The sequence below is a fragment of the Pseudomonas algeriensis genome, assembly GCF_048847255.1.
In the GTDB taxonomy this organism is placed as follows: Bacteria; Pseudomonadota; Gammaproteobacteria; order Pseudomonadales; family Pseudomonadaceae; genus Aquipseudomonas.
In genome coordinates this window covers 236,475-248,844 of sequence record NZ_JBKKRK010000007.1, presented here as the reverse complement: position 1 = coordinate 248,844, position 12,370 = coordinate 236,475, and the positions used below count along the sequence as shown (strand labels likewise).

Annotated in this window: 10 protein-coding genes; all 10 read left to right on the top strand. The window is 62.8% G+C overall.

Annotated features, from left to right (window positions below; translation table 11 throughout):
* Nucleotides 1-64: 64 nt before the first annotated feature.
* The 10 genes from nuoC to nuoM all read left to right on the top strand — a co-directional run bounded on the left by nuoC (nt 65) and on the right by nuoM (nt 12,367).
* A complete protein-coding gene (nuoC, locus tag ACLK1G_RS13510) occupies nt 65-1,846 on the top strand; it encodes an NADH-quinone oxidoreductase subunit C/D (protein ID WP_420765867.1) in 1,782 nt (593 codons plus the stop codon).
* Nucleotides 1,847-1,848: 2 nt separating this feature from the next.
* Complete coding sequence (gene nuoE / locus ACLK1G_RS13505) at nt 1,849-2,346, top strand: NADH-quinone oxidoreductase subunit NuoE (RefSeq protein ID WP_092196990.1); 498 nt, start codon at nt 1,849-1,851, stop codon at nt 2,344-2,346.
* A complete protein-coding gene (nuoF, locus tag ACLK1G_RS13500; RefSeq protein ID WP_420765866.1) occupies nt 2,343-3,701 on the top strand; it encodes an NADH-quinone oxidoreductase subunit NuoF in 1,359 nt (452 codons plus the stop codon). Before nuoE ends, nuoF begins: the two co-directional genes overlap by 4 nt.
* 142 nt (nt 3,702-3,843) lie before the next feature.
* Nucleotides 3,844-6,558: an NADH-quinone oxidoreductase subunit NuoG gene (nuoG, locus tag ACLK1G_RS13495; RefSeq protein ID WP_420765865.1), complete on the top strand. Its 2,715-nt coding sequence runs from the start codon at nt 3,844-3,846 to the stop codon at nt 6,556-6,558.
* A complete protein-coding gene (gene nuoH, locus ACLK1G_RS13490; protein ID WP_039592869.1) occupies nt 6,555-7,562 on the top strand; it encodes an NADH-quinone oxidoreductase subunit NuoH in 1,008 nt (335 codons plus the stop codon). Before nuoG ends, nuoH begins: the two co-directional genes overlap by 4 nt.
* A gap of 11 nt (nt 7,563-7,573) precedes the next feature.
* The gene (gene nuoI / locus ACLK1G_RS13485; protein WP_215005602.1) at nt 7,574-8,122 is read left to right on the top strand and encodes an NADH-quinone oxidoreductase subunit NuoI; all 549 of its coding nucleotides are present in this window, start codon (nt 7,574-7,576) and stop codon (nt 8,120-8,122) included.
* Nucleotides 8,123-8,131: 9 nt separating this feature from the next.
* Nucleotides 8,132-8,632 carry an NADH-quinone oxidoreductase subunit J gene (nuoJ, locus tag ACLK1G_RS13480; RefSeq protein WP_420765864.1) on the top strand — a complete coding sequence of 167 codons (501 nt, stop codon included), beginning with the start codon at nt 8,132-8,134 and terminating at the stop codon, nt 8,630-8,632.
* Between the two features lie 4 nt (nt 8,633-8,636).
* Complete coding sequence (gene nuoK, locus ACLK1G_RS13475) at nt 8,637-8,945, top strand: NADH-quinone oxidoreductase subunit NuoK (protein ID WP_003180046.1); 309 nt, start codon at nt 8,637-8,639, stop codon at nt 8,943-8,945.
* A complete protein-coding gene (gene nuoL, locus ACLK1G_RS13470) occupies nt 8,942-10,795 on the top strand; it encodes an NADH-quinone oxidoreductase subunit L (RefSeq protein ID WP_420765863.1) in 1,854 nt (617 codons plus the stop codon). Before nuoK ends, nuoL begins: the two co-directional genes overlap by 4 nt.
* A gap of 39 nt (nt 10,796-10,834) precedes the next feature.
* Nucleotides 10,835-12,367, top strand: coding sequence for an NADH-quinone oxidoreductase subunit M (gene nuoM, locus ACLK1G_RS13465; RefSeq protein WP_420765862.1), 1,533 nt, complete (start codon nt 10,835-10,837; stop codon nt 12,365-12,367).
* The last annotated feature ends 3 nt before the right edge of the window (nt 12,368-12,370 follow it).

Genomic DNA, 12,370 nt, shown 5'->3' with positions numbered 1-12,370 from the left:
TGCTCTGTAGAAGAAACGAGAACCTGGCTTCATTCTTTACGTTGACCGAAAGCGATAAATAACCATGACTACAGGCAGTGCTCTGTACATCCCGCCTTACAAGGCAGACGACCAGGATGTGGTCGTCGAACTGAACAACCGTTTTGGCGCAGAGGCGTTCACGCTCCAGTCGACCCGCACCGGCATGCCGGTGCTTTGGGTTGCCCGCGCCAAGCTGATCGAAGTCCTGACCTTCCTGCGCAACCTGCCCAAGCCGTACGTCATGCTCTATGACCTGCATGGCGTGGACGAGCGTCTGCGCACCAAGCGCCAGGGCTTGCCTGGTGCCGACTTCACCGTGTTCTACCACCTGTTGTCGGTGGAGCGTAATAGTGACGTAATGATCAAGGTCGCCTTGTCCGAAAGCGACCTCAGCGTGCCGACCGTGACCGGCATCTGGCCGAACGCCAACTGGTACGAGCGTGAAGTCTGGGACATGTTCGGCATCGATTTCCCCGGCCACCCGCACCTGACGCGCATCATGATGCCGCCGACCTGGGAAGGTCACCCGCTGCGCAAGGACTTCCCGGCCCGTGCCACGGAGTTCGACCCGTACAGCCTGACCCTGGCCAAGCAGCAACTCGAAGAAGAGTCCGCGCGCTTCAAGCCTGAAGACTGGGGAATGAAGCGTTCCGGTGCCAACGAGGACTACATGTTCCTCAACCTGGGCCCGAACCACCCTTCGGCCCACGGTGCGTTCCGCATCATCCTGCAGCTGGACGGCGAAGAGATCGTCGATTGCGTTCCGGACATCGGCTACCACCACCGTGGCGCCGAGAAGATGGGTGAGCGCCAGTCCTGGCACAGCTACATTCCATACACTGACCGCATCGACTACCTCGGCGGCGTGATGAACAACCTGCCGTACGTGCTTTCGGTCGAGAAACTCGCCGGGATCAAGGTACCGGACCGGGTCGATGTCATCCGCATCATGATGGCCGAGTTCTTCCGCATCACCAGCCACCTGCTGTTCCTGGGCACCTACATCCAGGACGTGGGCGCGATGACGCCGGTATTCTTCACGTTCACCGACCGCCAGAAAGCCTACACCGTGATCGAAGCGATCACCGGTTTCCGCCTGCACCCGGCCTGGTACCGCATCGGCGGCGTGGCCCACGACCTGCCGCGCGGCTGGGAAAAGCTGGTCAAGGATTTCGTCGAGTGGATGCCCAAGCGCCTGGACGAATACACCAAGGCCGCCCTGAAGAACAGCATCCTGCGCGGCCGAACCGAAGGCGTGGCCGCCTACAACACCAAGGAAGCGCTGGAATGGGGCGTTACCGGACCGAGCCTGCGCGCCACCGGCCTGGACTTCGACCTGCGCAAGGCGCGCCCGTACTCCGGCTACGAAAACTTCGAGTTCGAAGTTCCGCTGGCCGCCAACGGCGACGCTTATGACCGCTGCATGGTTCGCGTCGAGGAAATGCGCCAGAGCGTCAAGATCATCGAGCAGTGCATGCGCAACATGCCGGAAGGCCCGTACAAGGCGGACCACCCGCTGACCACGCCGCCACCCAAAGAGCGCACGCTGCAACACATCGAGACCCTGATCACGCACTTCCTGCAAGTTTCGTGGGGCCCGGTCATGCCGGCCAACGAATCCTTCCAGATGATCGAAGCGACCAAGGGCATCAACAGTTATTACCTGACGAGCGACGGCGGCACCATGAGCTACCGCACCCGGATTCGCACCCCAAGCTACCCGCACCTGCAGCAGATCCCTTCGGTGATCAAAGGCAGCATGGTCGCGGACTTGATCGCGTACCTGGGTAGTATCGATTTCGTTATGGCCGACGTGGACCGCTAAGCATGAACAGCACGCTTATCCAGACTGACCGTTTCGCCCTGAGCGAAACCGAGCGCTCGGCCATCGAGCACGAGCTGCATCACTACGAAGACCCGCGCGCGGCGTCGATCGAAGCCTTGAAGATCGTCCAGAAGGAACGTGGCTGGGTGCCTGACGGCGCACTCTACGCCATCGGCGAGATCCTCGGCATCCCGGCCAGCGACGTCGAAGGCGTCGCTACCTTCTACAGCCAGATTTTCCGCCAGCCCGTAGGCCGCCACATCATTCGCGTCTGCGACAGCATGGTCTGCTACATCGGCGGCCACGAATCGGTGGTCGGCGAGCTCCAGAGCAAGCTGGGCATCGGCCTGGGCCAGACCACCGCCGACGGCCGCTTCACCCTGCTGCCCGTGTGCTGCCTGGGCAACTGCGACAAGGCGCCGGCGCTGATGATCGATGACGACACCTTTGGTGACGTCAAGCCGGATGGCGTCGCCAAACTGCTGGAGGGCTACGTATGACCCTGACTTCCTTCGGGCCCGCCAACCGCATCCAGCGTTCGGCCGAAACCCATCCCCTGACGTGGCGTCTGCGTGACGACGGCGAAGCGGTATGGCTGGACGAATACCAGGCGAAGAACGGCTATGCCGCCGCGCGCAAGGCATTCGCCGACATGGCCGCCGATGACATCGTCCAGACCGTGAAGGACGCCGGCCTCAAGGGCCGTGGCGGCGCGGGCTTCCCCACCGGCGTGAAATGGGGCCTGATGCCAAAGGACGAGTCCATCAACATCCGCTACCTGCTGTGCAACGCGGACGAGATGGAACCCAACACCTGGAAAGACCGCATGCTGATGGAGCAACTGCCCCATCTGCTGATCGAAGGCATGCTGATCAGTGCCCGCGCGCTGAAGACCTACCGTGGCTACATCTTCCTGCGTGGCGAATACACCACCGCCGCCAAGCACCTGAACCGTGCCGTGGAAGAAGCCAAGGCCGCTGGCCTGCTGGGCAAGAACATCCTGGGCTCAGGCTTCGATTTCGAGCTGTTCGTCCACACCGGCGCCGGGCGTTACATCTGCGGTGAAGAAACCGCGTTGATCAACTCCCTGGAAGGCCGCCGCGCCAACCCACGCTCCAAGCCGCCCTTCCCCGCCGCCGTCGGCGTGTGGGGCAAGCCGACCTGCGTGAACAACGTCGAGACCCTGTGCAACGTGCCGGCGATCATCGCCGACGGCGTCGACTGGTACAAATCCCTGGCCCGTGACGGCAGTGAAGACATGGGCACCAAGCTCATGGGCTTCTCCGGCAAGGTCAAGAACCCTGGCCTGTGGGAACTGCCGTTCGGCGTCACCGCGCGCGAGCTGTTCGAGGATTACGCCGGCGGCATGCGCGACGGCTACAAGCTCAAGTGCTGGCAACCCGGCGGCGCCGGCACCGGTTTCCTGTTGCCGGAACACCTGGACGCACAAATGTATGCCGGCGGCATCGCCAAGGTGGGCACCCGGATGGGTACCGGCCTCGCGATGGCGGTGGACGACAGCGTCAACATGGTTTCGCTTCTGCGCAACATGGAGCAGTTTTTCTCGCGCGAATCCTGCGGTTTCTGCACCCCTTGCCGCGACGGCCTGCCCTGGAGCGTCAAGCTCTTGATGGCCATCGAGAAAGGCCAAGGCCAACCCGGCGACATCGAGACCCTGCTGGGCCTGGTGGGTTTCCTCGGCCCAGGCAAGACCTTCTGTGCTCACGCACCGGGTGCCGTGGAGCCGTTGGGCAGCGCCATCAAATACTTCCGCCCTGAATTCGAGGCCGGCATCGCGCCAACCCGCGCGGACGATCTCAATCAGGTGGTCTCGCCGACCATGGTCGGCGCGTAACGACGCTTAAAAAGGCGAAGGGTCCGTGCCCTTCGCCTTTCGTTCGATGACGCCTCTTTACCGAGGCTGTTTGGATTCGGACGAACGACAAGATTCCATTAGCCACGCCCGCTGACACCGGGCCAACGAAGAACTTTGAACCATGGCCACTATCCACGTAGACGGCAAAGAGCTCGAAGTCGATGGCGCAGACAACCTGTTACAGGCATGTCTGTCGCTGGGCCTCGACATTCCTTATTTCTGCTGGCACCCCGCCCTTGGCAGCGTTGGCGCCTGCCGCCAGTGCGCGGTCAAGCAGTACACCGACGAGAACGACAAGCGTGGTCGGATCGTCATGTCCTGCATGACCCCCGCCACCGACGGCAGCTGGATCTCCATCGACGACGAAGAAGCGAAAGTATTTCGCGCCAGCGTCGTCGAATGGTTGATGACCAACCACCCTCACGACTGCCCGGTCTGTGAGGAAGGCGGCCATTGCCACCTGCAAGACATGACCGTGATGACCGGCCACAACGAGCGCCGTTATCGCTTCACCAAGCGTACCCACCAGAACCAGGATCTCGGCCCGTTCATTTCCCACGAGATGAACCGCTGCATCGCCTGCTACCGTTGCGTGCGTTTCTACAAGGACTACGCCGGCGGTACCGACCTGGGCGTGTTCGGCGCCCACGACAACGTCTACTTCGGTCGCGTTGAAGACGGCACCCTGGAAAGTGAATTCTCCGGCAACCTCACCGAGGTCTGCCCGACCGGTGTGTTCACCGACAAGACCCACTCCGAGCGTTACAACCGCAAGTGGGACATGCAGTTCGCGCCAAGCATCTGCCACGGCTGCTCCAGCGGTTGCAACATCAGCCCGGGCGAGCGTTACGGCGAACTGCGCCGTATCGAAAACCGCTACAACGGTTCGGTGAACCAGTACTTCCTGTGCGACCGTGGCCGTTTCGGCTATGGCTACGTCAACCGCAAGGATCGCCCGCGCCAGCCGCTGCTCGCAAACGGCGCCAAGCTGAGCCTGGACGAAGCCCTGGACAAGGCCGCCGAGCTGCTGCGCGGACGCAACATCGTCGGCATCGGTTCGCCTCGCGCCAGCCTGGAAAGCAACTACGCCCTGCGTGAGCTGGTCGGCGCCGAGCACTTCTACAGTGGCATCGAGGCCGGCGAGCTGGAACGCATCCGCCTGGTGCTGCAAGTGCTCAAGGACAGCCCACTGCCCGTGCCGACGATGCGCGACATCGAAGACCACGACGCAGTGTTCGTCCTCGGCGAAGACCTGACCCAGACCGCCGCCCGCATGGCCCTCGCCCTGCGCCAGTCGGTCAAGGGCAAGGCCGAGGACATGGCCGACGCCATGCGCGTCCAGCCATGGCTCGACGCCGCCGTGAAGAACATCGGCCAGCACGCGCTGAACCCGCTGTTCATCGCCAGCCTCGCTGAAACCAAGCTCGACGACGTGGCCGAAGAATGCGTCCACGCCGCTCCGGACGATCTGGCGCGCATCGGTTTCGCCGTGGCCCACGCCCTGGACGCCAGCGCCCCGGCCGTCGACGGCCTGGACAGTGAAGCAGCCGCCCTCGCCCAACGCATTGCCGACGCCCTGCTGGCCGCCAAGCGACCACTGATCATCGCCGGCACCTCCCTGGGTTCCAAGGCGCTGATCCAAGCCGCGGCCAACATCGCCAAGGCACTGAAGCTGCGCGAGAAAAATGGCTCCATCAGCCTGGTTGTACCTGAGGCCAACAGCCTCGGCCTGGCCATGCTTGGTGGCGAATCGGTCGACGCGGCGCTGCAAGCGGTGATCGACGGCAACGCCGACGCCATCGTCGTGCTGGAGAACGACCTGTTCACCCGCACCGACAATGCCAAGGTCGATGCCGCCCTGAGCGCCGCCAAGGTCTTGATCGTCGCCGACCATCAGAAAACCGCCACCACCGACCGCGCCGACCTGGTGCTGCCGGCGGCAAGCTTCGCCGAAGGCGACGGTACGCTGGTCAGCCAGGAAGGCCGCGCCCAGCGCTTCTTCCAGGTTTTCGACCCGCAGTACCTGGACGCCAGCATTCTGGTCCACGAAGGCTGGCGCTGGCTGCACGCCCTGCGCGCCACCCTGCTGAACCAGCCGATCGACTGGACGCAACTGGACCACGTCACGGCCGCCGTTGCCTCGAGCACTGCGCAACTGGCCGGTGTGGTCGACGCCGCGCCGTCCGCCGCGTTCCGCATCAAGGGCCTGAAACTGGCTCGCGAACCGCTGCGCTACTCCGGTCGCACCGCGATGCGCGCCAATATCAGTGTCCACGAACCGCGTACTCCGCAGGACAAGGACACCGCGTTCGCCTTCTCCATGGAAGGTTACTCGGGCTCCGCCGAACCGCGCTCGCAAGTGCCGTTCGCCTGGTCGCCGGGCTGGAACTCGCCGCAGGCCTGGAACAAGTTCCAGGACGAAGTCGGCGGCCACCTGCGCGCCGGTGATCCGGGCACTCGCCTGATCGAAAGCCAGGGCGATGGCCTGGGCTGGTTCGCCAGCGTCCCACGTGCCTTCAACCCGGCACCGGGCACCTGGCAGGTCGTGCCGTTCCATCACCTGTTCGGCAGCGAAGAGAACTCTTCCAAGGCCGAGCCTGTGCAGGAGCGCATCCCGGCCGCCTACGTGTCGCTGGCCAAGTCCGAAGCCGATCGCCTGGGCGTCAACGACGGTGCCCTGCTGAGCCTGAACGTGGCCGGTCAGACCCTGCGTCTGCCGCTGCGCATCAATGAAGAACTGGGCGCCGGCCTGGTGGCCCTGCCGGCTGGCCTGGCGGGTATTCCACCGGCGATTTTCGGCAAAACCGTCGACGGTCTGCAGGAGGCAGCGCAATGAGCTGGTTCACCCCTGAAGTGATCGCCGTGATCCTGACGGTCCTCAAGGCCATCGTGGTCTTGCTGGCCGTGGTGGTCTGCGGCGCGTTGCTGAGCTTCGTCGAACGTCGCCTGCTGGGCTGGTGGCAGGACCGCTACGGTCCGAACCGCGTCGGCCCGTTCGGCATGTTCCAGATCGCCGCCGACATGGTGAAGATGTTCTTCAAGGAAGACTGGACGCCACCGTTCGCCGACAAGGTGATCTTCACCCTGGCACCGGTCGTGGCCATGAGCGCCTTGCTGATCGCCTTCGCGGTCATCCCGATCACCCCGACCTGGGGCGTGGCGGACCTGAACATCGGCCTGCTGTTCTTCTTCGCCATGGCCGGCCTGTCGGTGTACGCGGTGTTGTTCGCCGGTTGGTCGAGCAACAACAAGTTCGCCCTGCTCGGCAGCCTGCGGGCCTCGGCCCAGACCGTGTCCTATGAAGTGTTCATGGGCCTGTCGCTGATGGGCATCGTGATTCAGGCCGGCTCGTTCAACATGCGCGACATCGTCGAGTACCAGGCCCAGAACCTGTGGTTCATCATTCCGCAGTTCTTCGGCTTCTGTACTTTCTTCATCGCTGGCGTGGCCGTGACTCACCGTCATCCCTTCGACCAGCCGGAAGCGGAACAGGAACTGGCCGACGGTTACCACATTGAATATGCCGGCATGAAATGGGGCATGTTCTTCGTTGGCGAGTACATCGGCATCATCCTGATCTCGGCACTGCTGGTGACGCTGTTCTTCGGTGGCTGGCACGGTCCGTTCGGCATCCTGCCGCAACTGTCCTTCGTCTGGTTCGCCCTGAAGACCGCGTTTTTCATCATGCTGTTCGTTCTGTTGCGCGCCTCGATCCCGCGCCCACGCTACGACCAGGTGATGGATTTCAGCTGGAAGTTCTGCCTGCCGCTGACCCTGATCAACATGCTGGTGACCGCTGCGATCGTTTTGATGAACGCGCCCGCGGCCGCGGTTCAGTGAGGATTTGACCCATGTTCAAATATATTGGCGACATCGTTAAGGGTACCGGTACCCAACTGCGAAGCCTGGTCATGATCTTCGGCCATGGCTTTCGCAAGCGCGACACCCTGCAATACCCGGAAGAACAGGTCTACCTGGCGCCGCGTTATCGCGGGCGCATCGTCCTGACCCGCGACCCTGACGGCGAAGAGCGCTGCGTGGCCTGCAACCTGTGCGCCGTGGCGTGCCCGGTAGGCTGCATCTCGCTGCAGAAAGCCGAGACCGAAGACGGTCGCTGGTACCCGGACTTCTTCCGCATCAACTTCTCGCGCTGCATCTTCTGCGGCTTGTGCGAGGAAGCGTGCCCGACCACCGCGATCCAGCTCACGCCGGATTTCGAAATGGCTGACTTCAAGCGTCAGGACCTGGTGTACGAGAAAGAAGACCTGCTGATTTCCGGTCCCGGTAAAAACCCTGATTACAACTTCTATCGTGTTGCAGGTATGGCCATTGCCGGTAAGCCGAAAGGCGCCGCGCAGAACGAAGCCGAACCGATCAACGTGAAGAGCTTGCTGCCTTAAGGAAGAAAGATGGAATTCGCTTTCTATTTCGCATCGGGTATCGCGGTGGTGTCCACGCTTCGTGTGGTCACCAACACCAACCCCGTGCACGCCCTGCTCTACCTGATCATTTCGCTGATCGCCGTGGCCATGACCTTCTTCGCCCTCGGCGCGCCGTTCGCCGGTGCCTTGGAAGTGATCGCTTACGCCGGCGCCATCATGGTGCTGTTCGTGTTCGTGGTGATGATGCTCAACCTCGGCCCGGCGGCGATCCAACAGGAACGCGCCTGGCTCAAGCCTGGCATCTGGGGGGGGCCGGTGATTCTCGCCGCCCTGCTGCTGGGAGAACTGCTGTATGTGCTGTTCGCCCACCAGAGCGGCCAGGCCATCGGCCACACCACCGTAGACGCCAAGGCCGTGGGCATCAGCCTGTTCGGCCCGTATCTGCTGGTGGTCGAACTCGCCTCGATGCTGCTGCTTGCCGCAGTCGTCACGGCGTTCCATTTGGGCCGTAATGAGGCGAAGGAGTAATCACATGCCTGCTATCCCTCTCGAGCATGGTCTGGCGGTTGCCGGCATCCTGTTCTGTCTCGGTCTGGTCGGCCTGATGGTCCGCCGCAACATTCTGTTCGTGCTGATGAGCCTGGAGGTGATGATGAATGCCTCCGCCCTGGCCTTCATCGTTGCGGGCGCTCGCTGGGCGCAACCGGATGGACAGATCATGTTCATCCTGGTGATCAGCCTGGCAGCCGCCGAGGCCAGTATTGGCCTGGCGATCCTGTTGCAGCTGTATCGCCGCTTCCACACTCTCGATATTGACGCTGCCAGCGAGATGCGCGGATGAACCTTCTTTTCCTGACTTTCATATTTCCCCTTATCGGTTTCCTGCTGCTGTCGTTCTCCCGTGGACGCTGGTCGGAAAACCTTTCGGCGCTGGTTGGCGTGGGCTCCATCGGCCTGTCTGCCATCGTTACCGCGTATGTGATCTGGCAATTCAACGTCGCCCCGCCGGAAGGTGGCGCGTACGTGCAGGTGCTGTGGCAGTGGATGGCGGTGGAAGGCTTCACGCCGAACTTCGCCCTTTACCTGGACGGCCTGTCGGTGACCATGCTCGGCGTGGTGGTCGGCGTGGGTTTCCTGATCCACCTGTTCGCCTCGTGGTACATGCGCGGTGAAGCCGGTTACTCGCGCTTCTTCGCCTACACCAACCTGTTCATCGCCAGCATGCTGTTCCTGGTGCTCGGCGATAACCTGTTGTTCCTGTACTTCGGCTGGGAAGGCGTGGGCCTGTGCTCGTACCTGTTGATCGGTTTCTACTACAGCAACCGCAACAACGGTAACGCCGCGCTCAAGGCTTTCATCGTGACCCGCATCGGCGACGTGTTCATGGCCATCGGCCTGTTCATCCTGTTCCAGCAGCTGGGCACGCTGAATATCCAGGAATTGCTGGTCAAGGCGCCCGAGCACTTCAAGGCCGGCGACTTCTGGATCGTCCTGGCGACCCTGATGCTGCTGGGCGGCGCTGTCGGCAAATCCGCGCAACTGCCGCTGCAGACCTGGTTGGCGGACGCGATGGCGGGCCCGACGCCGGTTTCGGCGCTGATCCACGCCGCGACCATGGTCACCGCCGGTGTCTACCTGATCGCCCGTACCCACGGCCTGTTCGCCCTGGCGCCGGACATCCTGCACCTGGTCGGCCTGGTTGGCGGCGTGACCCTGGTGCTGGCCGGTTTTGCCGCGCTGGTACAGACCGACATCAAGCGCATCCTCGCCTACTCGACCATGAGCCAGATCGGCTACATGTTCCTGGCCCTGGGCGTCGGTGCCTGGGAAGGCGCGATCTTCCACCTGATGACCCACGCCTTCTTCAAGGCCCTGCTGTTCCTTGCCTCCGGTGCGGTGATCGTTGCCTGCCACCACGAACAGAACATCTTCAAGATGGGCGGCCTGTGGAAGAAACTGCCGTTGGCCTATGCCAGCTTCATCGTGGGTGGCGCGGCCCTGGCGGCCCTGCCATTGGTCACCGCTGGCTTCTACTCCAAGGACGAGATCCTCTGGGAAGCGTTCGCCAGCGGTAACCAGGGTCTGCTTTATGCCGGCCTGGTGGGTGCGTTCATGACCTCGCTGTACACCTTCCGCCTGATCTTCATCGCATTCCACGGTGAAGCCAAGACCGAAGCCCACGCCGGCCACGGCATTGCCCACTGGCTGCCGCTGTCGGTGCTGATCGTGCTGTCGACCTTCGTCGGCGCCATGATCACCCCACCGCTGGCCGATGTGCTGCCGCAAAGCGTCGGCCATGCCGGCGGCGAAGCCAAGCACAGCCTGGAGATCGCCTCGGGCGCCATCGCCCTGGCGGGTATCCTGCTGGCTGCCCTGCTGTTCCTCGGCAAGCGTCGCTTCGTCACGGCCATCGCCAACAGCGGCATCGGGCGTTTCCTCTCGGCCTGGTGGTTCGCTGCCTGGGGCTTCGATTGGATCTACGACAAACTGTTCGTCAAGCCATACCTTGCGATCAGCCACATTCTGCGCAAAGACCCGCTCGACCAGACCATTGGCCTGATCCCGCGCATGGCCAAGGGTGGCCACACTGCCCTGAGCCGTACCGAGACCGGTCAACTGCGTTGGTATGCGGCTTCCATGGCGGCTGGCGCCGTGCTGGTTATCGGCGCCATCGTGCTGGTAGCGGTCTGATATGAACCTTGCGAACTTGCGAAAGGAAACGAGCCCGTCATGATTCTGCCCTGGCTAATCCTGATCCCCTTCATCGGCGGCCTGCTGTGCTGGATGGCGGAGCGTTCCAGCTCTACCCTCCCGCGCTGGATTGCGCTGCTGACCATGTCCCTGGAACTCGCGCTCGGCCTCTGGCTGTGGGCGACCGGCGACTATTCATTCGCACCGGCCCCTGGCGCCGATCCGACCTGGGCACTTGAATTCAAGCACGCCTGGATCGAGCGCTTCGGCATCAGCGTGCACCTGGCCCTCGACGGCCTGTCGCTGCTGATGATCCTGCTGACCGGCTTGCTGGGTATTCTCTCGGTGCTCTGCTCCTGGAAAGAGATCCAGCGTCACGTCGGTTTCTTCCACCTGAACCTGATGTGGATCCTGGGCGGTGTCGTCGGCGTGTTCCTGGCGCTGGACCTGTTCATGTTCTTTTTCTTCTGGGAAATGATGCTGGTGCCGATGTATTTCCTCATCGCGCTCTGGGGTCACAGTTCTTCGGACGGCAAGAAGACGCGGATCTACGCAGCGACCAAGTTCTTCATCTTCACCCAGGCTTCCGGCCTGATCATGTTGGTGGCGATCCTTGGCCTGGTTCTGGTGAACTTCAACAACACCGGCGTGATTACCTTCAACTACGCCGACCTGTTGAAAGTGCAGATGTCCAAGGCCACCGAGTACGTGCTGATGCTGGGCTTCTTCATCGCCTTCGCGGTGAAGCTGCCGGTGGTGCCATTCCACTCCTGGCTGCCCGACGCCCACGCCCAGGCGCCGACGGCCGGTTCCGTGGACCTGGCCGGTATCTTGTTGAAGACAGCGGCCTACGGCCTGCTGCGCTTTGCCTTGCCGCTGTTCCCGAACGCCTCGGCCGAGTTTGCGCCGATCGCCATGACCCTGGGCCTGATCGGTATTTTCTACGGTGCGTTCCTGGCCTTCGCCCAGACCGACATCAAGCGCCTGATCGCGTTCTCCAGCGTTTCGCACATGGGCTTCGTGCTGATCGGGATCTACTCCGGCAGCCAGTTGGCCCTGCAAGGCGCGGTGATCCAGATGCTGGCCCACGGCCTGTCGGCTGCGGCGCTGTTTATCCTCAGCGGCCAGTTGTACGAGCGCCTGCATACCCGGGACATGCGTGAAATGGGCGGCATCTGGTCGCGCATCGCCTACCTGCCGGCCATCAGCCTGTTCTTCGCAGCCGCTTCCCTGGGCCTGCCAGGCACCGGCAACTTCGTCGGCGAGTTCCTGATCCTGATCGGCTCGTTCGTCAGCGCGCCATGGATCACCGCGATTGCCACGTCCGGCCTGGTGTTCGGTTCGGTCTACTCGCTGATCATGATCCACCGCGCCTACTTCGGTCCGGCCAAGTCCGATGAAGTGCTGCGCGGCATGGACGGTCGCGAACTGATCATGGTGCTTGGCCTTGCGGTGCTGCTGGTTTACCTCGGCGTCTATCCGCAGCCATTCCTCGACACTTCCGCCGCCACGATGCATGGCGTGCAGCAGTGGCTCGGCACCGCCTTCTCTCAACTCGCTTCGGCCCGGTAAGAG